The sequence below is a fragment of the Flavobacterium sp. CECT 9288 genome (assembly GCF_918731615.1).
Classification (GTDB): domain Bacteria; phylum Bacteroidota; class Bacteroidia; order Flavobacteriales; family Flavobacteriaceae; genus Flavobacterium.
The window spans coordinates 1,471,468-1,497,387 of the sequence record NZ_OU957226.1 but is presented as its reverse complement, the minus strand read 5'-3'; the positions used below and the strand labels follow the sequence as shown (position 1 = coordinate 1,497,387).

General features: G+C 34.5%; 17 protein-coding genes. 12 read left to right on the top strand and 5 right to left on the bottom strand.

All coding sequences use genetic code 11. From position 1 onward, the window contains the following. Positions 1-91: 91 nt before the first annotated feature. Positions 92-589 carry a GNAT family N-acetyltransferase gene (locus tag LQ189_RS06480; protein WP_230155174.1) on the top strand — a complete coding sequence of 166 codons (498 nt, stop codon included), beginning with the start codon at positions 92-94 and terminating at the stop codon, positions 587-589. A 58-nt stretch (positions 590-647) separates the two neighbouring features. Beyond that, entirely contained in the window at positions 648-1,598 is a 951-nt protein-coding gene (locus tag LQ189_RS06475) for a tRNA-dihydrouridine synthase (RefSeq protein WP_230155172.1), read from the top strand. A 182-nt stretch (positions 1,599-1,780) separates the two neighbouring features. Here LQ189_RS06475 and LQ189_RS06470 read toward each other — a convergent pair whose 3' ends face one another. Continuing rightward, complete coding sequence (locus tag LQ189_RS06470; RefSeq protein ID WP_230155170.1) at positions 1,781-2,368, bottom strand: glutathione peroxidase; 588 nt, start codon at positions 2,366-2,368, stop codon at positions 1,781-1,783. 405 nt (positions 2,369-2,773) lie between these two features. On the opposite strand from LQ189_RS06470, the gene LQ189_RS06465 reads away from it, so the two are divergent. Next, a complete protein-coding gene (locus LQ189_RS06465; RefSeq protein WP_230155168.1) occupies positions 2,774-3,304 on the top strand; it encodes an RNA polymerase sigma factor in 531 nt (176 codons plus the stop codon). Then, positions 3,304-4,089, top strand: coding sequence for an anti-sigma factor domain-containing protein (locus tag LQ189_RS06460; protein WP_230155166.1), 786 nt, complete (start codon positions 3,304-3,306; stop codon positions 4,087-4,089). The genes LQ189_RS06465 and LQ189_RS06460 overlap by 1 nt, the downstream gene beginning before the upstream one ends. A gap of 72 nt (positions 4,090-4,161) precedes the next feature. Here LQ189_RS06460 and LQ189_RS06455 read toward each other — a convergent pair whose 3' ends face one another. From LQ189_RS06455 to ccsA, 4 genes are all read right to left on the bottom strand, one after another. Next, positions 4,162-7,248 (bottom strand): fibrinogen-like YCDxxxxGGGW domain-containing protein, encoded by a 3,087-nt coding sequence (locus LQ189_RS06455; protein WP_230155164.1) that lies wholly within the window; start codon positions 7,246-7,248, stop codon positions 4,162-4,164. Positions 7,249-7,273: 25 nt separating this feature from the next. Continuing rightward, positions 7,274-14,158, bottom strand: coding sequence for a hypothetical protein (locus LQ189_RS06450; protein WP_230155162.1), 6,885 nt, complete (start codon positions 14,156-14,158; stop codon positions 7,274-7,276). A 342-nt stretch (positions 14,159-14,500) separates the two neighbouring features. After that, positions 14,501-14,971: a T9SS type A sorting domain-containing protein gene (locus tag LQ189_RS06445; RefSeq protein WP_230155161.1), complete on the bottom strand. Its 471-nt coding sequence runs from the start codon at positions 14,969-14,971 to the stop codon at positions 14,501-14,503. A gap of 310 nt (positions 14,972-15,281) precedes the next feature. Beyond that, entirely contained in the window at positions 15,282-18,503 is a 3,222-nt protein-coding gene (gene ccsA / locus LQ189_RS06440; protein WP_230155159.1) for a cytochrome c biogenesis protein CcsA, read from the bottom strand. Positions 18,504-18,698: 195 nt separating this feature from the next. On the opposite strand from ccsA, the gene LQ189_RS06435 reads away from it, so the two are divergent. From LQ189_RS06435 to LQ189_RS06400, 8 genes are all read left to right on the top strand, one after another. Further along, positions 18,699-19,472, top strand: a complete 774-nt coding sequence (locus LQ189_RS06435) for a Rossmann-like and DUF2520 domain-containing protein (RefSeq protein ID WP_370634834.1) — start codon at positions 18,699-18,701, stop codon at positions 19,470-19,472. Then, positions 19,456-19,983 (top strand): HAD family hydrolase, encoded by a 528-nt coding sequence (locus tag LQ189_RS06430; RefSeq protein WP_230155154.1) that lies wholly within the window; start codon positions 19,456-19,458, stop codon positions 19,981-19,983. The genes LQ189_RS06435 and LQ189_RS06430 overlap by 17 nt, the downstream gene beginning before the upstream one ends. A 70-nt stretch (positions 19,984-20,053) precedes the next feature. Next, complete coding sequence (locus LQ189_RS06425; RefSeq protein WP_230155153.1) at positions 20,054-20,974, top strand: geranylgeranylglycerol-phosphate geranylgeranyltransferase; 921 nt, start codon at positions 20,054-20,056, stop codon at positions 20,972-20,974. Further along, positions 20,967-21,548, top strand: coding sequence for a Maf-like protein (locus LQ189_RS06420; RefSeq protein WP_230155152.1), 582 nt, complete (start codon positions 20,967-20,969; stop codon positions 21,546-21,548). Before LQ189_RS06425 ends, LQ189_RS06420 begins: the two co-directional genes overlap by 8 nt. A gap of 4 nt (positions 21,549-21,552) precedes the next feature. Beyond that, complete coding sequence (locus LQ189_RS06415; protein WP_370634833.1) at positions 21,553-22,089, top strand: mechanosensitive ion channel domain-containing protein; 537 nt, start codon at positions 21,553-21,555, stop codon at positions 22,087-22,089. A gap of 153 nt (positions 22,090-22,242) precedes the next feature. Then, positions 22,243-23,442 (top strand): AI-2E family transporter, encoded by a 1,200-nt coding sequence (locus LQ189_RS06410; protein ID WP_230155147.1) that lies wholly within the window; start codon positions 22,243-22,245, stop codon positions 23,440-23,442. Between the two features lie 96 nt (positions 23,443-23,538). After that, positions 23,539-25,359, top strand: a complete 1,821-nt coding sequence (locus LQ189_RS06405; protein ID WP_230155146.1) for a hypothetical protein — start codon at positions 23,539-23,541, stop codon at positions 25,357-25,359. Positions 25,360-25,502: 143 nt separating this feature from the next. Next, the gene (locus tag LQ189_RS06400; RefSeq protein WP_230155145.1) at positions 25,503-25,820 is read left to right on the top strand and encodes a hypothetical protein; all 318 of its coding nucleotides are present in this window, start codon (positions 25,503-25,505) and stop codon (positions 25,818-25,820) included. The last annotated feature ends 100 nt before the right edge of the window (positions 25,821-25,920 follow it).

The following is a 25,920-nucleotide window of genomic DNA, read 5'->3' as shown; positions in this document are numbered from 1 at the left end:
CTAATTTCTTTGATACAAAGTTACAAATTCGCTGGTCTTTTTCCTTGAATTTGAACTGTTATTTGCTATTTTTGAAGCAAATAAATACCCCATGAAAACTACGATACGTACCTATAAAACCGAAGATGCTCAAGCTATTTTAGAGATTATAAATTACAATATTTTACATTCTACAGCATTGTATGATTATAATACAAGAACACTAGAGCAACAAATGAGTATTATAGCTGATAAACAGAGTAAAAATTTCCCTGTGATTGTTGCAGAAATTGACGGAGTTGTTGTAGGTTTTGGTATGTATAGCGAATTCCGTTTTCGAGAAGCTTATAAATTTACGGTTGAGCATTCTGTATATGTAAGCCAAGATCATCATGGAAAAGGAATAGGTAAATTACTTCTTGAAGAATTAATAGTTCTTGCAAAAAAACAAAATTTACACACAATGATTGCTGTTATTGATTCTGAAAATCAAAGTAGCGTTGAATTTCATGAAAAATTTGGTTTTAAAACGGTAGGCATAATCAAAGAATCCGGATTTAAATTTGACCGTTGGTTGCACTCTGTATTTATGCAGTTGATTTTAGAATAAGACTCCTTAATTAGCGTTACTGGCTTGAAAAAGGTACCTTTGCATTTTTATAGTACTTATGAGTTTTACATTGCTTTCCTCCCCTTTGCAGGGTTTTACCGACTTTAGATTTAGAAATGCCCAAAACAAACTTTTTGGAGGTATTGATACTTTTTATTCGCCATACATTCGCCTAAATGGGAAATTAGTGATCAAGCCTTCTTACGAGCGCGATTTACTTTTAGAAAACAATCTTGAATTAGAAGTAATTCCGCAAGTAATTACAAACGATGCTGAGGAATTTTTGTTTGTTGCTAAGTATGTACGAGAACTTGGTTACAAAGAACTAAACTGGAACTTAGGCTGTCCTTACCCGATGGTAACTAAATCTGGTATGGGATCTGGGTTGATTAGCAACACTGAAAAAATCAATCACATACTAGAAAGAGCGCACAATGAAACAGATATCCTAGTATCTATGAAAATGCGATTGGGATATGAATCTCCTCAAGAAATTATTGATGTCCTCCCTATTCTTGATAAATATCCCTTAAAAAATATAGCAATCCACGCCCGTTTAGGAAAACAATTGTACAAAGGCGGTGTAGATCTTGATGGATTTCAAAAATGTATTGATACTACCAAACATAAATTGTATTACAACGGAGACATAACCTCAGTAGCGAAGTTTCATGAAATGCAAGAACGTTATCCAAGTATTGATCACTGGATGATTGGGAGAGGATTAATTTCGGATCCCTTTTTGCCAAGCATGATTAAGAATAATACGCATGAGTATCCTACTAATAAAATGGAAGTATTGAACGCTTTTCACGATACTTTGTATGCTATTTATAGTGAGTCACTTTCTGGACAGGCTCATATCTTATTGAAAATGTATCACTTATGGGAATATTTTTCAGATACTTTTGCCAATCCGCACAAAGTATTGAAAAAAATTAAAAAAGCACAAAGCATTCGTAATTACGAAGCTGCTGTAGCTGAAATTTTCAAAAACGAAAAATTCTAGAGAGAAAAATAAACCATTAATAAATTAAGAAAAATTAAGTGCTGATTCTTAATGTAACTTAATTTCTTAATAGTTCAAAGTTTAGAAAATATTCAACACTGAATTAAACCACAAAAAAAGAGATTTTCATTTGACTGAAAATCTCTTTTAAAATATTTAACTTTATAAAGTTAGCTAACTGCCTATGCTTTAATCCAATTAATAACTTCAGGATCAGTTACAAGCACTCTAGGTGAAATTACTTTTTCTAGTTCTCCATTTTCATTAATTAAATATTTTTGAAAATTCCATTCAACACTTGAATCTTGCAAACCATTTTTAGATTTTTGAGTTAAAAACTGATAAATAGCAGCCATATCATCACCTTTTACAGAAACTTTATCCATCATCGGGAAAGTAACACCGTAATTCATTTGACAAAATGTTGCAATTTCCTCGTTTGTTCCTGGCTCTTGTGACGCAAAATTATTTGCTGGAAAACCAACAATTACCAACCCTTTATCTTTGTATTCTTTATATACCGCTTCTAAATCTTTGTACTGAGGAGTTAATCCGCACTTAGATGCTGTATTTACAATGATTACTTTTTTTCCTTTTAGCGTACTAAAATCAAATGTTTTGCCTGATAAATCTTCTACTTTAAACTGATAAATGTTTTCTTTAGCTGTAACTGCTGTACTCATAATTTTATCTGATTTTTTTGGTTGTGCTTGGTTTTGACAGCTGTAAAGAGAAAAAATAACAGTTGTAAAGAATAATAATTTTTTCATAGTATTTTTTTGGTAAAATTAATCAAATATTTGTTCTACTGATAATTAAATTTGTTAAACAGTAGTTAAAAAAGAAGCTTGGCTGTATGATGAACCAAGCTTCCAAACAAATAAAACAACGAAACTAATGTGGTATTTAAATTTCTATTGCTAAACCTCAGGTTTAACTTGTTTATGGACATTAATTTATAAGCTTCCGTTTTGCTTTATTTTATTCAACTATCTGTAAAAGCTTTTAATTCATTTACGTAAAGAATTCAAAAATAGTTTTATAAAAAGCTGTTTTTAATCTCATATCTAATTGTATCCTATAAATTTACATCTAGAATAAATTCATTAAAGATAATTTTACTATTTTTATGCATAGTAAAGTTTAAGTTTGTAGTACTAAAAATAAAGAAATATATGAGTCAAGAAGAACTATTGGTATTAATCTATAAAAAAGACGAGAGAGCTTTTACACATCTATATGATATGTATTCTAAGAGTTTGTTCTCTGTCATTAATGTTTTGGTAAAAAACAGAGAAGAAGCAGAAGATGTGCTTCAAGAAGTATTTGTTAAAATATGGAAAAACATCGATTCTTATAATGAAAGTAAAGGACGTTTTTATACTTGGATTTTAAATATTGCTAGAAACACTTCAATAGATAAACTTAGATCTAAGAACTTTAATAATAGCCAAAAAAACCTATCTACAGATAATTTCGTAAATCATTTTGAAGACAGTTCGAAACTGGCAGATAAGATGGATACTATTGGATTACAGGACTTTGTAAAGAAGCTTAAACCAAAGTGTATTCAAATTATAGATTTACTATTTTTTAAAGGTTATACCCAACAAGAGGCTAGTGACGAGTTGGCAATTCCTTTAGGAACCGTAAAAACGCAAAATAGAAATTGTATTAACGATCTAAGAAATTATTTGAAAATCTAATGGAAACAAAAGAATATATAGAATCAGGAATTCTGGAACTTTATGTTTACGGCTTACTTAGTGAGTCTGAAAGCGAAGAAGTGGCCAGCAAAGCAAAAAATTCTGCTGAAATAAACTCAGAAATTATTGCTATAGAAAAAGCAATCGTTGCTTTATCATCAAGTTTTTCCCCTTTTCACTCAGTAGCCAACTTTGAGAAAATTAAAGAAAAACTAGAATTGAAACACGCTCCTGTGATAACACTTGAAAGTAGCAGTAATAAAATGCAATATTTGGGTTGGGCTGCAGCTTTACTTTTACTTTTAGGCGTAGGATATCAATACAATGAACTCAATGTTTCTTCAAGTCAAGTAGCTGCTACAAAACTTGAAAAAGCAACTTTAGAGAAAGAATTTAAAAGTTTAAAAATTAAAAATACAGCAGTTGAAACCAGTTTAGCCGTAGTAAGAGATACTAAAAATACGGTTGTAGGTTTGGGCGGTCAAGCAGTTGCCCCAGAGTCTTTTGCCAAAGTATATTGGAACCAAGACACAAAGGTAGTTTATGTTGATGCATCGGGATTACCTGAACCACCAAAAGGAATGGTTTATCAAGTATGGGCTTTAAAACTAGATCCGTTAACCCCTACAAGTATTGGTTTATTAGAAAATTTTGATAAAAATGATCAAAAATTATTTGCTGTAAATAACGCGAATGAAGCACAAGCTTTTGGGATAACACTTGAACCTGCTGGCGGAAGCCCTACTCCTACTATGGAACAGCTTTATACTCTTGGAAAAGTATAATACGAAATACTATAATTTTAAAGGTTCAACTTTCGTTGAACCTTTTTTTATTCAATTTATAACATTCTACTTTTAACGTACCCAATACCAAATAATTCCTGGATTATCATTACCACAACAACCCATCCATGGCGCTGGAGAAAATCCGTTTGTGGAAACTAAAGTACCCCACCATGCTCCATTGGGGTCGCTACTTGTTGTTATAGCTCCTTGTGAACCATTTGCATACCAAGGCATAATTTGTTCAATTCCGTCATTATTGTAATTCCAAGAATCAAATTTTGTATTTAAAGTAATATCCGTTTGAGTATTATTAGTGTTTACAAAACTATACGCTTGGTTAGCAGTCCAAATACCACCCCAACGACCTCTTGCTGAAGCTTCGATCATATATTGAAAACCACTAGCACTCTTTTTTAGATAATCTGCATAGACTATAATAGAATATTGACCATTAATCGTTGGAACTGTTTCATGTCTTAAAATAGCATTAGTTCCATTCCATCCGGAATTATTGTTATTACATAATATCAATGTCCAACCTCCGCCATCAGTAGTCATATCTGCATAAATTTGAAACGGCGTACCACCATTAATATTAGGATTTACAATCCAATACAATCCATCCGTTGCAGATGGATAATCTGTTTTTATTTGAAGTGCACTACTTCCTGCTGTAGCTGCCGAAAGTCCGTCATTTGATCTTGTATTGGTTTTACCTCCAAACGGTGTTAGCGAATTACTGGTTTGCAATGCACCGTTTTTATTGATATAATTAGAATCTGTGGTCGAAATTTTTCCATTTCTTGTTAGTACAGTAACGCTATTTACCGTTAATGATGCAGTTATAGTTCCGGCAAAATGAGTCCCTGTAAGATCTTGCGTAGCAGTAATTGTAGTAGTTCCTGGACCTGTTATTGTCACATTAGATCCGCTTATGGTGGCAACGCTAGGATTACTACTGGCGTATGAAATGCTTCCATTACTTTGACTTGTTGGTGGCGTAATAGTATAAGATCCGTCAAAAAAAGTCTTGGTTACGTTTCCAAAACTACTAAGATTTGGATCTTTTAAAACAGTTACTGTTACTGAATTGTTTACAACACAAGAACCATTTAAAGAAAAACCAGATACATAGTATGTTGCTGTTTCAGTTGGAGATACATCTATAGATGCTGTAAGTCCCAAGGGAATATTTGGAAAAATTCCATAATAGTTTCCTGTGCTTAGCTCTACCTTTATTCTGTCTACTTCTGAAAGTACGGTGTCAAAGGCAAAAATATCTGCAACATCCGCATCAGACGGTTCACTTTCATTAATTCGTAAGCCATTTGGACTGCCATTACCTCCATTTTGAGAAATCGTTTTTGCAATACTATTTTCAAAAACAAATGACGTTGACCCGTTTCCTGTTCCTGAGTATACATAAGCGTTATTGTCTGCAGGAATTCCGTTTTCTTGTGAAACCCAACCCTCAAAATAGGCCTGACTTTTACTTCCTCCCCACCATCCTAAAAGCCAATTGTTATTAGAACCATTTAAAACTCTACCTCTACTAGGACCTGTTTGTTTTGCCGTATACACAATCGAGTAAGGAGTAGAAAAATTAAAATTATTTTTAATACTTTGTGACGTATTGAACCTTAAAATAGGTTTTGAATTTAATCCAGATGCAACGTAAAGTGGTTGTGCACTAGTTGAAGGTGCAACCATGTCATTTCCATTTCCTGACTGGTCATACAGTTTTACACAATATCCAGATGAAACTCCGAGCCATGAATCAATTGCTGCTGTATCTAGATTTTTACCTGAAAAGCCAAAATCAGCTTCAACATTATCACTTGCACGTCTTAAGCGAACCGCAAATCCCGTATAATTAGATTTTAGCAATCTCAATCCAACAGCCAACTTAGCAGTTGTTACTTGATCCAAAGGGGTATATAAAACGCTACTCCATGAATAAGTAATTGCACCGGATGCTGTAAGGGTAGCCGTGTCTCCCGCATTAATGGTAACTGAAGTAGGATTTATGGTAACAGGCCCTAGTTCCTCGACGGTTACAGGCCCTGAAATGAGACTTACCGCTGGTAAACCCAAACTTCCAGAAACAACTACGTAGTAATATGTAGTGCCGTTATTTACGGTTGGAGGAATAAAAGTAGCTGAAGTAGCATCAGCAATTAATGTACCACCCACAGTGCTTGGAATGGTGTTGCTATACCATTGAAAAGTTAGGTTTTGACCTGTAGCTTCTACGCTTAATGGAGTTGCAACGGTTCCTTTACATTCAAACCTATTTAGTGGTGAAGGACCGGTTAGGATTGCTGTTGTGCATAACGTTAATGGAATTCCGTAATAACTTCCTTGATTACATTCTAATAATTGTCTAACTCCTACTGTATTTAACGTAGAAAAACCAATTGCTTCGTTTTGTAAAATAGAGCCTCCATTAGATCCACCATCATAATTACCAATGAAAATTTGGCTCAAATTATCCGTACTGGTAGTAATTGACAATACCATGCTTTCATTTGTAGGCCCTAATGAACTCGAAATCAATTTTGAAATTCCGTTTCTCCAAATAGCTACAGGAGACACATTAGAATGAAAATTAGTTCCTCCGTTTTCTAATATTCCCCCAATTCTAGGAGTCCCATCTAGAATACAGTGATAACCTGGCCAGTTAGTAGATTCTGATCGTATCACTGCTGTAACACTTGCTAAATTTAAAGATCCAGAATAAACCAAGCCTTTATTCCCCGAAAAATCAATTGCAATCTTAGTCCCTATATATTTAAAGATTCCGTTTGATACAATTCTAGGTTGTTGACTTAAATCTGGTTTTATAAGGTGTCTATTATTTCCACTTTGATCGTACCAGATACTAACATAACCATCTTGTACGCCCACAAATGCTAATAATGCTGCAGAATCTAACGATCCATTACTATCAAATCCAATATCTTGGGTAGCGTTGTCTAAACTACGACGAACTTGAATGGCACTTCCAGTATACGAACTACTTAATTTTCTTAAGCTGAAAGCAACGGCTGCTGGATCAGTAATGCTCAGTCCTAAAATATCCAAACTATTTTGAGCATTTCCTTGAAATGTAAAAAACAGTGAAAGAATAAAAACAATTTTTATAAAAAACTTCATATTGTTTTGGTTTTAGAAGCTACTATTAATAAAAATAATCAAATTGAATTCGGTCATTTACTGACAACGAGTAAGATCCGTTATTAGATGGAATATAAGTTAATGTATTTCCTGATACGGAATATGCAGTATTACTAATTCGTATTCCATTGATATACATTTTAACCTTGCTGTTGGGTGATTTAGTTTGCGTTAAAGTAAATGAAGTTTGAGCCGTAGTTGCACTAAATTCGTCTGCAACTTCCAAAATAGCTTCAGTTGAAACTGAACCATCTGCTTTTAAAAATTGTGCGGCTGTTCCTCCAGCTACTTTGAACGAAGCTGCAGTGATAGCACCACTAGTTTTTACATCTGTTATAGGTGCATGTGAACCACTACCATCTGATCCTAATTGAATAGTATTTGAAGAGGTAACTATTGCATTTGCGCCAATTGCTACCGAATTAGAAATACCATCTGTTGCAACATTTGCATTTTTTCCAATAGCAGTATTTTGTGACCCTGATACATTTGTCTGCAATGTTTGCGTACCTATGGCAACATTGTCTGTTCCTGAAACATTGTTTGATAATGCAATATAACCCAATGCCGTATTTCCTCCTGCCGCCCCATTTGAGGCTAATGCCCCTCTACCTACTCCAGTATTAGCATACCCAGCATTATTTGCTAAAGTTCCTAGTCCCACAGCTGTATTTGAATTTTCATTAAAATTCCCTCTACCTACTGTAATTCCATTAATCACTGCATCAACGCTAAAACTTTTTACCCCTGAAATTGTTTGAGCAGATGTTAAATTAACGAAATTAGTATTCGTATTTGCTGTAGCAGTTGCAACAGCATCTGTTACAAATTCTGTTGTTGCTATTAAGCCATTAGAAACTCCTGCGGTTGGAGTTGGTGCTAGAGGTGATCCTGTAAAAGTTGGTGAAGCCAAATTCGCTTTTAAATCTAAAGCGGTTTGCGCTGCCGTAGAAACTGGTTTGTTCGCATCGCTAGTGTTATCGACATTTGACAATCCAACCATCGTTTTATCAATTCCTGAAACCGTTCCTGTGAATGTTGGTGAAGCCAAATTCGCTTTTAAATCTAAAGCGGTTTGCGCTGCCGTAGAAACTGGTTTGTTCGCATCGCTGGTGTTATCCACATTCGACAATCCCACCATTGTTTTATCAATTCCTGAAACCGTTCCTGTAAAAGTTGGCGAAGCTAAGTTCGCTTTTAAGTCCAAGGCAGATTGCGCAGCAGTTGAAATAGGTTTGTTCGCATCGCTGGTATTGTCCACATTGGATAATCCCACCATCGTTTTATCAATTCCAGAAACGGTTCCTGTGAAAGTTGGAGAAGCCAAATTTGCTTTTAAATCCAAGGATGATTGCGCAGCAGCTGAAACTGGTTTGTTGGCATCCGAAGTATTATCAACGTTCGATAAGCCAACCATTGTTTTATCAATTCCTGAAACGGTTCCTGTGAAAGTTGGAGAAGCCAAATTTGCTTTTAAATCTAAAGCGGTTTGCGCAGCAGAAGAAACTGGCTTGTTCGCATCGCTAGTGTTATCCACATTCGACAATCCCACCATTGTTTTATCAATTCCTGAAACCGTTCCTGTAAAAGTTGGCGAAGCTAAGTTCGCTTTTAAATCTAATGCTGATTGTGTTGCTGCTGAAGTTGGTTTGTTTACATCGCTGGTGTTATCAACGTTTGCCAAGCCCACCATCGTTTTATCAATTCCCGAAACGGTTCCGGTAAATATTGGCGAATTCAAATTCGCTTTTAAATCTAAAGCTGATTGTGTTGCTGCTGAAGTTGGTTTGTTCGCATCGCTGGTATTGTCCACATTGGACAATCCAACCATCGTTTTATCAATTCCTGAAACCGTTCCTGTAAAAGTTGGCGAAGCTAAGTTCGCTTTTAAGTCCAAGGCAGATTGCGCAGCAGTTGAAATAGGTTTGTTCGCATCGCTGGTATTGTCCACATTGGATAATCCCACCATCGTTTTATCAATTCCAGAAACGGTTCCTGTGAAAGTTGGAGAAGCTAAGTTCGCTTTTAAGTCCAAGGCAGATTGCGCAGCAGTTGAAATAGGTTTGTTCGCATCGCTGGTATTGTCCACATTGGATAATCCCACCATCGTTTTATCAATTCCAGAAACGGTTCCTGTGAAAGTTGGAGAAGCCAAATTTGCTTTTAAATCTAAAGCATTTTGAGCAGCAGCTGAAACTGGTTTGTTCGCATCGCTGGTATTGTCCACATTCGCTAAGCCAACCATTGTTTTATCAATTCCTGAAACGGTTCCTGTGAAAGTTGGCGAAGCTAAATTTGCTTTTAAATCTAAAGCGGTTTGCGCAGCAGAAGAAACTGGCTTGTTCGCATCGCTAGTGTTATCCACATTCGACAATCCCACCATTGTTTTATCAATTCCTGAAACCGTTCCTGTAAAAGTTGGCGAAGCTAAGTTCGCTTTTAAATCTAATGCTGATTGTGTTGCTGCTGAAGTTGGTTTGTTTACATCGCTGGTGTTATCAACGTTTGCCAAGCCCACCATCGTTTTATCAATTCCCGAAACGGTTCCGGTAAATATTGGCGAATTCAAATTCGCTTTTAAATCTAAAGCTGATTGTGTTGCTGCTGAAGTTGGTTTGTTCGCATCGCTGGTATTGTCCACATTGGACAATCCAACCATCGTTTTATCAATTCCTGAAACCGTTCCTGTAAAAGTTGGCGAAGCTAAGTTCGCTTTTAAGTCCAAGGCAGATTGCGCAGCAGTTGAAATAGGTTTGTTCGCATCGCTGGTATTGTCCACATTGGATAATCCCACCATCGTTTTATCAATTCCAGAAACGGTTCCTGTGAAAGTTGGAGAAGCCAAATTTGCTTTTAAATCCAAGGATGATTGCGCAGCAGCTGAAACTGGTTTGTTGGCATCCGAAGTATTATCAACGTTCGCTAAGCCAACCATTGTTTTATCAATTCCTGAAACGGTTCCTGTGAAAGTTGGAGAAGCCAAATTTGCTTTTAAATCCAAGGATGATTGCGCAGCAGCTGAAACTGGTTTGTTGGCATCCGAAGTATTATCAACGTTCGCTAAGCCAACCATTGTTTTATCAATTCCTGAAACGGTTCCTGTGAAAGTTGGCGAAGCTAAATTTGCTTTTAAATCTAAAGCGGTTTGCGCAGCAGAAGAAACTGGCTTGTTCGCATCGCTGGTGTTATCGACATTGGACAATCCAACCATCGTTTTATCAATTCCCGAAACGGTTCCGGTAAATATTGGCGAATTCAAATTCGCTTTTAAATCTAAAGCTGATTGTGTTGCTGCTGAAGTTGGTTTGTTCGCATCGCTGGTGTTATCGACATTGGACAATCCAACCATCGTTTTATCAATTCCTGAAACGGTTCCTGTGAATGTTGGCGAAGCTAAATTTGCTTTTAAATCTAAAGCGGTTTGCGCTGCCGTAGAAACTGGTTTGTTCGCATCGCTAGTGTTATCGACATTGCCTAAGCCAACCATCGTTTTATCAATTCCTGAAACGGTTCCTGTGAAAGTTGGCGAAGCTAAATTTGCTTTTAAATCTAAAGCTGATTGTGTTGCTGCAGAAACAGGTTTGTTCGCATCGCTGGTGTTATCTACATTCGACAATCCAACCATCGTTTTATCGATTCCTGAAACCGTTCCTGTGAAAGTTGGAGAAGCCAAATTTGCTTTTAAATCTAAAGCGTTTTGAGCAGCAGCTGAAACTGGTTTGTTCGCATCACTAGTGTTGTCGACATTGCCTAAGCCAACCATTGTTTTATCAATTCCTGAAACCGTTCCTGTAAAAGTTGGCGAATTCAAAGGTGCTTTTAAATCTAAAGCGTTTTGAGCAGCAGCTGAAATAGGTTTGTTCGCATCACTAGTGTTATCGACATTGCCTAAGCCAACCATTGTTTTATCAATTCCTGAAACCGTTCCTGTGAATGTTGGTGAAGCCAAATTCGCTTTTAAATCTAAAGCGGTTTGCGCTGCCGTAGAAACTGGTTTGTTCGCATCGCTAGTGTTATCGACATTGCCTAAGCCAACCATCGTTTTATCAATTCCTGAAACGGTTCCTGTGAAAGTTGGCGAAGCTAAATTTGCTTTTAAATCTAAAGCTGATTGTGTTGCTGCAGAAACAGGTTTATTCGCATCGCTGGTATTGTCCACATTCGACAATCCCACCATCGTTTTATCAATTCCTGAAACCGTTCCTGTGAATGTTGGTGAAGCCAAATTCGCTTTTAAATCTAAAGCTGATTGTGTTGCTACTGAAGTTGGTTTATTGGCATCGCTAGTGTTATCCACATTCGACAATCCAACCATTGTTTTATCAATTCCTGAAACCGTTCCTGTAAAAGTTGGCGAAGCTAAATTCGCTTTTAAATCTAAAGCGGTTTGCGCTGCCGTAGAAACTGGTTTGTTCGCATCGCTAGTGTTATCGACATTGCCTAAGCCAACCATCGTTTTATCAATTCCTGAAACGGTTCCTGTGAAAGTTGGCGAAGCTAAATTTGCTTTTAAATCTAAACCTGATTGTGTTGCTGCAGAAACAGGTTTATTCGCATCGCTAGTGTTGTCCACATTCGACAATCCAACCATTGTTTTATCAATTCCTGAAACCGTTCCTGTAAAAGTTGGCGAAGCTAAATTCGCTTTTAAATCTAAAGCGGTTTGCGCTGCCGTAGAAACTGGTTTGTTCGCATCGCTAGTGTTATCGACATTGCCTAAGCCAACCATCGTTTTATCAATTCCTGAAACGGTTCCTGTGAAAGTTGGCGAAGCTAAATTTGCTTTTAAATCTAAACCTGATTGTGTTGCTGCAGAAACAGGTTTATTCGCATCGCTAGTGTTGTCCACATTCGACAATCCAACCATCGTTTTATCGATTCCTGAAACCGTTCCTGTGAAAGTTGGAGAAGCCAAATTTGCTTTTAAATCTAAAGCGTTTTGAGCAGCAGCTGAAACTGGTTTGTTCGCATCACTAGTGTTGTCGACATTGCCTAAGCCAACCATTGTTTTATCAATTCCTGAAACCGTTCCTGTAAAAGTTGGCGAATTCAAAGGTGCTTTTAAATCTAAAGCGTTTTGAGCAGCAGCTGAAATAGGTTTGTTCGCATCACTAGTGTTATCGACATTGCCTAAGCCAACCATTGTTTTATCAATTCCTGAAACCGTTCCTGTGAATGTTGGTGAAGCCAAATTCGCTTTTAAATCTAAAGCGGTTTGCGCTGCCGTAGAAACTGGTTTGTTCGCATCGCTAGTGTTATCGACATTGCCTAAGCCAACCATCGTTTTATCAATTCCTGAAACGGTTCCTGTGAAAGTTGGCGAAGCTAAATTTGCTTTTAAATCTAAAGCTGATTGTGTTGCTGCAGAAACAGGTTTATTCGCATCGCTGGTATTGTCCACATTCGACAATCCCACCATCGTTTTATCAATTCCTGAAACCGTTCCTGTGAATGTTGGTGAAGCCAAATTCGCTTTTAAATCTAAAGCTGATTGTGTTGCTACTGAAGTTGGTTTATTGGCATCGCTAGTGTTATCCACATTCGACAATCCAACCATTGTTTTATCAATTCCTGAAACCGTTCCTGTAAAAGTTGGCGAAGCTAAATTCGCTTTTAAATCTAAAGCGGTTTGCGCTGCCGTAGAAACTGGTTTGTTCGCATCGCTAGTGTTATCGACATTGCCTAAGCCAACCATCGTTTTATCAATTCCTGAAACGGTTCCTGTGAAAGTTGGCGAAGCTAAATTTGCTTTTAAATCTAAACCTGATTGTGTTGCTGCAGAAACAGGTTTATTCGCATCGCTAGTGTTGTCCACATTCGACAATCCAACCATTGTTTTATCAATTCCTGAAACCGTTCCTGTAAAAGTTGGCGAAACTAAATTGGCTTTTAAATCTAAAGCAGTTTGAGCAGCAGCTGAAACGGGTTTATTGGCATCGCTAGTGTTATCAACGTTTGCTAAGCCAACCATTGTTTTATCAATTCCCGAAACCGATCCTGTAAAAGTTGGTGAAGCTAAATTTGCTTTTAAATTTAACGCTGATTGAGCAGCCGTAGAAATAGGTTTGTTGGCATCGCTGGTGTTATCCACATTCGACAATCCTACCATCGTTTTATCGATTCCCGAAACGGTTCCTGTAAATGTTGGCGAAGCCAAATTTGCTTTTAAATCTAAAGCGGTTTGCGTTGTTGCAAATAGTGTATTTATTCCTGTATCTACATACGTTTTAGTTGCTTTCACAGTTGGAAACTTAACGTCCGAACTTCCATCTTGTGTAAAATTAGTGCTTTTGTTGGCTATATCTTCTTTCAATTGGAGTGCTGATTTCGTAGCATCACTAATTGGCTTTGCAACATCCGATGTGTTATCAACTTGATCCAGTTCCAATGTCGTTTTGGCTCCTAAAATCGTGGTAGCATTCGTACCTCCATTTTCAACAGCTACAACACCTGTTACATTCGTACTATTTATTGCGGCATAAGCAAACGGAACGGTCGTAAACGGTTGATTGCTAATTTCAGTAAATGACGAACAATCGCCTGAAATGTTAATACTTACAACCAACTTTTTTTGAGCCGCAACCCATGCTATATTATCAAAAGATGATGCATAACCACCATTGCGAGTACCTGTACCTATTACAAGATTTACCATCCCGTATTGATCTGTCGTGGTTTGAATAACTTCCTGGTATTCGATCTTTGAAAACTCATCTACAAACTGGAATTGCATGCATACGTTTTTGTTTGCTACAGGCAGATTTTCACTAGTTACTGAAGAAATTTTATTAGTGGGTTTCAAAATAACGGCCTGATACGTAATTCCATTGCTTTGTGCAAAACCCTTTACACAAAGAAAAAAGATGAAGAGCAAAATAATTTTTTTCATAATTTGATTCATTAAATGTGATAAATTTTAAAAAAATAAGATTGAAGTTGTTCTAAAAAAATTAGAATTGCCTACACGTTTTCGATAGAACTTTTGGAAGTTCCACTACAATGGGAAGTATTAAATAACTCATATTGCTATTCTGAAGATTCTTATTGGCGAATACTCTAATTATTCTGCGTTGAATAAGAAGCAACTGTTTTCGAAAATCGGAGAAGAGTAAAGGAAAATTTCGCACGGCAGTAAACGGAAAAAAAATAAAAGCATGCTTCGACAAAAAATTTACTTTCATTATTCGGAAAAATGCTGCTAAATACTCACATAAGGAAGTGTAATTTTTTGTCATAGTTTTATGATTTTGGTATATACTGAAAACGTTGAAGTATTTAAGCGAACTAGGTATTCTCCTCTTGATAAAAACGGAAGCAAAACAGTCAAGAGGAAATTATCTGCTTTTTTACTTTGATTAAAAACCAACCTACCACTGATATCAAAAACATTTACTTCAATATCTTCTGAAATAAGTTTTGAGAATTCAAAATTTAGTGCGCTAATAAATGGATTGGGATATGTATTAAATTTTATTTTCTCGGGTGGATTTGAGGCAATATACTTTCCCCAAAAACTCTGTTGAAATCCCTGCTGAATCACATAATCAAAACTTGAAGTTCCAACATTACTGTTTTGGCCAATCGTTTGTGAAACTGAAATCCCATCTGGTAATTTTTTGGAAGCTCCTTGTGCAGAAACCATCTGATGATGTAAAACTTGACCTTGAAAAGTCACCGTAAATAATATAAGTAAGTACCTCATAAATATAATATTTTATACAATATTACATAAATAAAATGTATTTCAACGATAAAATTTGCATTTAATCGGAAATAATAATTATTAACAAGTGTATAATTACATATTATAAATACATGATTAACAATGCAATATAAAATTGAAACTTTTCTTTTTAGATACAAAGTGAAAGGTTATTAGCAGCCTATCACCACACGTACAATTTTGAAATAACCAAAAAATACAATACATAAAAGTTCAAGGTGATATATGGCACAAAAAAAGGGTTTAACTCTACTACAGTTAAACCCTTTTCAATAGATAGAAATGCTATTTATTTCTTATAATACTTTCTATATTTTGGATAGGATAAAGCACCAAATAATGCAATTACTCCACTAGTATACCAAATCCAACTTAGTGAATGTGCTTCACCACTTGCATACGAGTGTAATCCTACTAAGTGAAAGTTCACTCCATAATACGTAAACAATGTAGAGATGAAAGCAAACATACTCATTAAATTAAAAATCCATTTTCCACGCAATGAAGGAACAAAACGAGCATGAATTACAAATACATAAACCATAATGGTAATCAAAGCCCAAGTTTCTTTTGGGTCCCATCCCCAATACCTACCCCAACTTTCATTTGCCCATTGTCCTCCCAAAAAGTTACCAATGGTAAGCATGATAAGTCCAATTGTAAGTGCCATTTCATTGATATAAGTAATTTCTTTAATGTTTAAATCCATTTTTACTTTATTCTTTTCATTGGTAAACATAATTAGCAATAATGCTACAGCTCCCAGAATCATACCTAAAGCTAATGGACCATAACTTCCTACGATCACCGCAACGTGAATCATTAACCAATACGAGTTCAAAACAGGTTGTAGGTTGGCAATTTCGGGATCAATCCAGTTCAAGTTTGCTGCAAATAAAATCATTGCAGTTACAAATGCTGAGGAAGCCACAGTAAGTTTTGATTTACGGTCAAATGCCAATCCAAAAAACATTGTTGCCCATGCAATATAAATGATAGATTCATAAGCATTACTCCAAGGTGCATGTCCAGAAATATACCATCTTGCAATTAAACCTACTGTATGTAAAACAAAAAGTAAACCTATTATTATATGCATCCCATTTACTGAAAATTGCAACCACTTACGTTCTTTGAAAATTTGTAAAATGGTGAAAAACAACATTGCAATAGCAGCTAAAATATACCAAGTGGTTAATTTACTAAAAATATCGTATTTGTTATACAATACCTCTGATGTAATTCTGTCCTCACTTGGTCTTACTTTACTACCAAAACGTTTTTGAAAACCAGTAATACTTTCTACCAATTCATCAGCAGTTTTAAAATCTCCTGACGTAGATGCCGTTGCTAATGAACCAAAATACAAAGGCAACACATTTTTAGTATATGTGGCTTCCATACCTTTAAAACCAGCCTCATTCAATTCTAAAAAGGAAACCCACTTATTATTTTTATCCTCTGGAATCGGGAAAATTTTCAGGATACGCCCACTCAATGCAGACTCCATAAGATTTACCCTTTTGTCTGTATCTATAAAATCTTTCTCAAATCGATTAGGATTAGCCGCTTTATAGGACTCGTCTAGGTATTTAGAAAGTTTGTAATTCCCTTTTTCGTCAAAAAAAGCTACAAACGGAGCAACTTTGGCTTTCTTGTCTACCCCAATTATTTTCCGCAAACTGTCGTTTCCACTTCTTAAATGAATGATAGGAATCTCAATCCAATAACTAGCATACTGAGTTATAGATAAGAAAACTTGATCTGAATTCATATCATTATAAGAATCACTCTGGCTTACTTTTCGCAATAATTCTGATGAAAAAGTGTTGATTGGTTTCATTCTTCCACCACCATCTTGAATCACTAATCTACCAAATTTTGCGGCATGAGCCTCAGAAACCTTATATTTTGTTATTAAAGCCAATAATTCCTCTTGGCTTAATTTTTTCTTAGAATGACTGCTGTGTTGTGCTGGTTTTTCACTAGTAGTTGCTTTACTTGCAGGAGCTTCAGTATGGGCGTGACCTTCATGTTCAGCATGGTCGTGTTCTTGAGCCATACCGCTCATACTAAAAAACAAAAGGCAAACCCCTAGCAATTTTGCTTTTTTGGATTTTACTACATCCAATTTTCTTTTTAGATCAGCAAATCTTGAATATTTAGTAAACATAATGGCCATCATAGCAAAATATAACATAAAATAACCGATGTACGTTAACAAAGTACCCCAAAAATCATGGTTTACGGATAAAATAGTTCCTTTTTCATCCGGGTCAAATCCCGATTGAAAAAAACGATATCCTTCATAATCTAAAACATTATTCATATAAATTCGGGCATCAAATGGCTCTTTATCTTGAACCGTTACTTTACTTTCAAAAGAGGAATAACTTTTCTCTGTTCCTGGGTATTTTTGAGCAATAAAATCATTCAATTTGATTTTAAAAGGTAATACATAGGCTTTGCTTCCATAGAAAAAAGAATAATCTATTTTTCCAATTTTAACCGTTTTAGACTCCCCTACTTTACCTTTGGTTCCTAAAAGAGTAACTGTTTTTTCCTGACCTTCTGCTTTTATTTTAAATGTAATAGCATCTTCATGCGTTTTAGCTTTAAAATCATTATCCGATTCGTAGTCTATTACTCCTTTTACGGCAGGATCTGGAAATACAAAACGCATTTCGCCTATGCTGTATAAAGAACGCATCATTAAGGGTTGTGCATTATCCTTGGTCACTTTACCTTGTAACTTATCGGCCATACGCATAAAATTCCCTTCAAATGGAGTTTGAATGGTGTATTGCTTTCCAGTTGTTGTAATATTAATAGCTCCATCAGTGAATTTATTAAGTGAAAACAAAACGTTATGAATGTTTTGAACTTCACCTTCTTTCAGGAAATGTTCGTGCCTGCCACCATCACCGGCTTCAACAATTTTTAAGTATACAATTCCCTTAGGATCAGGTTTTATAATTTCCTTGGCACCCATCACAAAGCTTTCATATTCTACTTCAAATGGGGTATCGGCAAATTTTCCAGTAATACTAAAATCATTATTTGTAACAGGTGAAAGTAAAACTTGTTTTTCAAAAACCCTACGCTTCATTTCGCCTTTATATTCGCCATCAACAAAGACGGTAAGAAACGTTTTCTCTGAAAAAATTTGATTTTCAGCAGCTCCTTCACGTATAGGCATTACTCCTTCATAACTGATGTAACGGGTTACAAATGCCCCTATAATGATGAAAATAAAAGACAAATGGAGCAACAAGGTAGCCCACTTTTCTTTTTTTAATAATTGATATCGCTTGATGTTACCAATAAAATTAATCACAAAAAAGACATGAATGGCCTCAAACCACCAAGCATTGTAAATCAAGATTTTTGCAGTGTCTGTATTGTATTTACTTTCTATAAAAGTTCCGGTACCCATAGCAACTGCATATGCTATAAACAAGAAAGCCATCAAACGTGTAGAAAACAAAAAAGAAACTATTTTTTTTTCCATTTTTAGGAGATTATGTTTTGTAAAATTGCCACAAAAGTACTTAAAAATGTTGAGTACTTTTAGCTGACATTTGTTAATTAAATCAAAATTAAGGAGGTGTTAAGAGATAAAAACATTTATTTTCGGTTTCAAACTGTTACATTTTTACAGTAATCTCCAATTGATTTTTTTTTCTAATTTTTTTTCTAATTTTGTATGATGCATAAAGTAGTAATTATAGGTTCTGGAAATGTAGCTCAACATTTAATTGAGGCTTTTCAAATTGAGGAACAAAACAAAGAAATTGAATTAATACAAGTCTACACAAGGCAAAAATCAACACTGTCTCACCTACTGTCTTGGAATCAAATTACAGATGATTTTAATTCCCTTGCCGAGGCAGATGTATACATTATATGTGTTGCCGATGATGCTATTGAAGAAGTTTCGGCAAAGCTCCCTTTTAAAAACCGATTAGTAGTACATACATCAGGTAGCATTCCACTTACCGCAATCCATGAAGACAATAGAAAAGGTGTTTTTTATCCTTTACAAACTTTTACAAAAAATAAAAAAGTAGACTTTTCTAAAATACCTATTTGTCTTGAAAGTGAAAACGCACCAGATTATCATATCCTACTTAAAATAGCACAATCAATTTCTAAAAAAGTGTATGCAATCAATTCAGAACAAAGAAGAGCATTGCATGTTGCTGCCGTATTTGCCAATAATTTCACCAATCATTTGTTCCAAATTAGCCAAGAAATTTGTCAGGACAACCAAATTCCTTTTGAAATTTTGAAGCCGTTAATTTTTGAAACTGTTCAAAAACTTGAAATTTTAACTCCACAAGAAGCCCAAACTGGGCCTGCAAAAAGGAACGACCAAAAAACCATTGAAGCGCATGAAACTTTTTTGGCACACAAAAAATATTTAAACATTTATAAAATTCTAACCCAATCTATTCAAGAAAATGTCAAAAAGTTATAAGGAAATAATGAATGATATCACTACATTTATTTTTGATGTAGATGGTGTACTTACAGATGGATCTGTTTTTGTGACCAATGAAGGTGAAATGTTAAGAACAATGAACATTCGCGATGGATATGCCATGAAAGCAGCTGTAGAAAGCGGATATAAAGTGTGTATTATTTCTGGCGGCAGTAACGAAGGTGTTCGAATACGCTTACGAAATCTAGGTATAACCGATATTTATTTGGGCACACCTAATAAAGTGGAAACCTTTAATGAATATGCCGGTTTGTACCAAATAAAACCTGAAAACGTATTATACATGGGTGATGATATTCCAGATTATCATGTGATGAAATTAGTAGGTTTGGCTACCTGCCCGCAAGATGCTAGTCCTGAAATAAAAACCATTTCAGGCTATATATCTCATAAACATGGCGGTAAAGGGGCTGCGCGTGATGTTATTGAACAAGTTATGAAAACTCAAGGAAAATGGAACACCCATTTTGAAGGTAATCATGATTAGTTAATACTATTTTTTCTCCCAATACTAAATAAAATCAATTTAGTTTTAAAATGATTTTAAACGTAAAATTATGCACTATTTAAAACTCATTCGATATCAAAATCTCTTAATGCTTGCTTTGATGCAACTCGTTTTTAGATTTGGATATTTTCAATTCGAAAATGTAACATTGGCACTTCAAGATTGGCAATACCTTTTGCTTGTTTTATCTTCTGTATGCATTGCAGCGGGTGGCTATGTGATAAATGATATTTTTGATCAAGGTACAGATGCCATCAACAAACCCAGTAGAATGACCGTTGGAAAAAGCATTTCTGAATCTCAAGCTTACAATTTATATGTGGGACTCACAATTTTGGGAGTAGGAATAGGTTTTTATCTTTCAAATGTAATTTCTAAACCTGGTTTTGCCTCAATTTTTGTACTGATCGCAGCTACGCTCTACCTTTATGCAACAAGTTTGAAGCAAATGTTACTTATAGGCAATGTAGTTGTAGCACTTTTATTGTCTTTTAGTGTTGTAATTATAGGTGTTTTTGATTTGTATCCTGCCACTGGGCCTGATAATAAACAGCAAATGGGTATCTTATTTTCAATACTTCTTGACTACGCTGTCTTTGCTTTTATGATTAATTTTATTAGAGAAATTGTCAAAGATATTGAGGATAATGATGGTGATTTTAATCAAGGTATGTACACGCTGCCTATTGCAATAGGAAAGTCTAGAGCCGCAAAAACTGTTTTTGCCCTAAGCTTTATTCCTCTTGCAACCATTTTATACTATATTAACAGTTACTTACTAAACTTGTTTTTTGTAACTATTTATTTGTTGTTATTTGTAGTAGGCCCGCTATTATTTTTTATTGTTAAAATATATACTGCAAACGCAACAAAAGATTTTAAAAATTTGAGCGTTGTACTCAAGTGGATACTCTTTTTTGGAATTTTATCATCAGCTATTATCCGAATAAACATCAAATACAATGCTTAAAAACAAACTGAAAGATTACAAAATAATTCTAGCTTCGGGTTCGCCAAGACGCCAACAATTTTTTAAAGATTTAGACCTCGATTTTGAAATTAGACTCAAAGAAATAGAAGAAGTTTATCCACCTGAATTAAAAGCACATGAAATAACTGATTATTTAGCGGTATTAAAAGCATCGGCTTTTGAAAACGAACTGGATAAAAATGAACTTTTAGTAACTAGTGATACCATTGTTTGGCATGAAGGTAAAGCTTTGGGTAAACCAAAAGATAAAGCAAATGCTTTTGAAATTTTAAAATCCTTATCGAATGCGACACATGAAGTAATTACATCGGTTTGTTTTAAAACTTCGGAAAAAATAGAGGTTATTCATGAAGTTACAAAAGTCACTTTTACTGCACTAAGTGATGAAGCTATTGCGTATTATTTAGAAAATTATAAACCTTATGACAAAGCTGGATCTTATGGAATTCAAGAATGGATTGGTTTTATAGGAGTTTCAAGAATTGAAGGATCTTATGCAAACGTAATGGGAATGCCTACTGATAAAGTGTTTGATTACCTTTCAAAACTATAAAGCTATGTTAATTCAATTGGTAAACGAATATTCTAAAGAGGTTATAGCTACAGGAATTGTAGGTGTATTACTCTTTTTGTTACGATATATCACAACAAAAATTGTGAGAAGATATGCAAAGTCTAATTTAACAATTGAGCACAGAACTAATTTAGTGATCAAATACCTTCATTTGTTCATCAATATATTGGTAGTAATTGCGTTGATTATTGTTTGGGGAGTACAACCCAAAGATATTATTATTGCTTTATCTTCATTTACCACCGTTGTTGGTGTAGCCATGTTTGCGCAATGGTCTATTTTAAGTAATATTACATCAGGAATAATTCTTTTTTTTTCATTTCCGTTCAAAATTGGTGATGTAATAAAAATTCATGATAAAGATTTTCCCATTCAAGCAGAGATTGAGGATATAGGTGCATTTCATGTTTTTTTATTGACCGATGAAGGTGAAAAAATCATTTTTCCAAACAATTTATTGCTGCAAAAAGGGATTTCGATTATTAAAAATAAACATGCTGATCAAGAATTTACAGATTAATAGTTTCCTATAGTAAAGAGAAACAAGAATTTATTATGTGATAATATTGTAATCATTTGAAGTAATGATGTAATTACTAGTTGAGGTTTTTTATTGATTTTTGTACTGTAAATTGTTCTTATATATTTGTAAGACAACTCAAACTATTTCTATATGAACGAAGAACTAAAATTTCCTTTTTACGCTAAGCTTACTTTTATCACATTGGGTTTAATTGCCTTGATTTTTATATTTTACATAGGGCAAAATATAATTGTTCCCATTATAATGTCGTTTTTGTTTGCAATCTTATTATATCCAATTGCTCAATTTTTAAAATTAAAACTTAGGTTTCCCAACGTCTTAGCAGTAATGATTGTAGTGATTTTATTCATCTTGTTCTTCATTGGACTATTTGTTTTTTTATCCTATCAAATTAGTGATTTTGCTGAAGATTTTGATAAGATTGAGAAAAACATAAACATCCATCTATCCAATATTCAAGGTTTCATTAGAGATACGTTTCATGTAAGTTCCAGAGAACAAAAACAATATATTGATACTGCAGCCGAAGATTCCTTAGAAAAAGGAAAAGAGATTTTGGGCACAACATTGATGTCATTTACAGATACTCTTGTAAATTTAACCCTAATACCTATTTACACTTTTTTAATATTATTATACCGAACCCACTTTTTGATGTTTTTATCAAAACTTGTTGATAAAGAACACCATCATAAACTAAAAGATATATTGACCAACATTCGTATTGCTATAAACAGTTATATCGTGGGGTTAATTATAGAAATGATATTAGTAGCTACAATGACAACAATTGGATTGATGTTAATAGGTGTTAAATATGCCATATTATTAGGAGTGATGACCGGAATTTTAAACTTAATTCCATACATAGGAATTCTTTTTGCAGGAGTTTTAAGTATCGTGGCCACTTTAACAGGCACACCTGATTTATCTATAATTATTGGTGTTATCGCAGTAACTGTAGTAGTTCAGCTTATTGATAACAATATTTTGGTACCGTTAATTGTAAGTTCAAAAGTTGAAATCAATGCATTTATATCTATTATTGCCATCATTATTGGTGGTGCCATAGCAGGGGTTTCTGGAATGTTTCTTGCACTGCCTATATTGGCTGTTTTGAAAGTAATTTTCGACAGAATAGACACACTAGAGCCTTGGGGTTACCTTATGGGTGATCATTTACCCAAAACATACACGTGGCGTAACATAAAATTACCCCTTTTTGATTCAGAGGAAGAGTCAAAACCCAATGTTATAATCACAGAGGTTCAACTTCCAATGTTTACAGAAACTACAACTGAAATTGACCCCTCAAAAACTAAAGAATAGATCAATAAGTTTTAGTTTCTATATCCTATGCCTACCCCATCATTGATTGAGGGGTAGTTATTTCAGTCTGTCAACTGTACCCTTGATTTTTATAAAATGAGTACCCTAACAAAAACTTTATTATCCCTGCTTATTCTTTGTGCAGGACAGTTGACTTTTGCACAAAAAAAAGCGACTTCAAAGGATAGTACTGCCATCTATTCCAATATTAAAAACTTTTCTAAAAAGACCAAGTTTACACAGGTGATGCACAAACTAATCTTTAGATCTTCAGTTATAAAAAGCAGAAGCACTAAACAAGTACAAAAACAATACTCCAATTACGAAGGTAAAATTATTCGAAAAATAAACATCGTAACCTTAGATCCTTTTGGATACTCTGATGTTGACACTTCAAAAAAACCAAAAAATTGGGCAGAGCGTACCGGTAATAAAATCCATGTAAAAACCAATAGGCTAGCTATTTTAAATTTACTTTTAATTAAAAAAAACAAACCTTTTGATTCTTTACTTGTAAGAGAATCTGAACGATTGATTCGCTCGCAAAGATACATAAACCGCGTAGATGTGGCTCCGCAAAGCATTGCCAATAGCCCTGATTCCGTTGACATTTCTATTCGTATTTTAGATTCCTGGAGTATTATTCCAAAAGGATCACTTTCAAGCTCAAAAATGAATATTGAAATTAATGAACGTAATTTTTTAGGGTCAGGACATCAATTTGAAAATAAAATAAAAAAACAATTTAGTGATTCAAAAACTGCTTATGATGTGGCGTATAGTGTCCCTAACATTAAAAATACATTCATAAACACCAAAGTAAGGTACCAAATAGATTTAGACGGGTATTATGGCAAAAGTATTACTATTGAACGGCCATTTTATTCGCCTTTGACAAAATGGGCAGGCGGAATTTATATCGATCAACAGTTTAGAAAAGATTCTCTTCCTGACTTAACTAATGTTTTTGCATTTCAAAATTTTAAATACAATACACATGACTTATGGGTAGGACGTGCTTTCAAACTATTTAAAGGGAACTCTGTTAGTGACCGAACTACAAATCTTGTTGTAACGAGCCGATTTATGAATTTAAAATATTTAGAAAGTCCTACAGCGGTATACGATCCCGAAGATTTTTATTCTAGTGAAAAACTTGCCTTAATTGGGATAGGAATTTCGTCACGCACCTTCGTTCGTGATCGTTACATATTTCAATATGGTATTATTGAGGATATACCTATTGGTAGAATATATGCATTAACAGGCGGATATCAATATAAAAATAATGCTGGACGTATGTATCTAGGTTCTCGTGCGTCTTTTGGTAACTTTTACAAATGGGGCTTTTTAAGTACCAATTTTGAATTTGGAACATTTTTAGAAAACTCAAATACGATGCAAACTGCATTTACTTTTGAAGCCAACTATTTTACTAACTTAATGACAATTGGTAAGTGGAAAATTCGACAATTTGTAAAACCACAGATAATAATTGGTTCTAAAAGAGCTAATGCCTACGGTGATCAATTATCAATAAATGACAATAATGGTCTTAGTGGTTTTACAATGGCAACTTATGGAACTCAAAAGGCTATTTTAACACTACAAACTCAAGGATACTCCCCATGGAACCTATGGGGATTTCGCTTAAATCCATTTATCAACTACTCAATTGCAGGGCTAGGCAACAGCTCAAAAAGTTTTTTAAAAAGCAAAGCCTATTCTAAGTTGAGCATTGGATTCATTATCAATAACGATTACCTTGTTTTTAATTCTTTCCAAATTTCGCTATCCTATTACCCAACAATACCTGGCAATGGGAGTTCAATTTTTAAAACAAACGCAGTTGAAACAACTGATTTCAGCTTACAAGATTTTGATTTAGCGAAACCAAGAATAGTAAAGTATAAATAACTAAAAATCAAACATCTAAAAACCTTAATTCACATAAAAAATTGCGTGTGAATTATACAATTTATAGTTCAAATTATATAAGTCAAGAGTATACTAATGGTTTAAATTTGTTAACATAATAATCACTTTTAAAACCAATAATAATGAAAAAAGTTACCTTCTACTTAATGATGATGGTGTTGTCATTAAGTGTACTACCAACACAAGTATTTGCCGCTGAAAAAAATCCAACTACAATTTCTTCTACTCCAAAAGAAGTCCCAGCAGAAGTTAAAGTTTTATTGAATCGTCTTGAAGAGATAAAAGCAATGGACAAATCACAAATGAGTCGTACAGAAAAAAAAGAGCTGAGAAAAGAAGTTCGTGCTATAAAAACAGAATTAAAATCTACGGGGAATGGTGTCTATTTATCTGTAGGGGCAATAATTATCATTGTGCTTTTACTTATATTGTTGTTATAAATTAAAAAGGATCAAGACTTATGAGGAAACGAATCATCGTTTCCTCATTTTTTTTCTTGGCATCATACATTTTAACACTAATTCTATAAAAATTTATCAA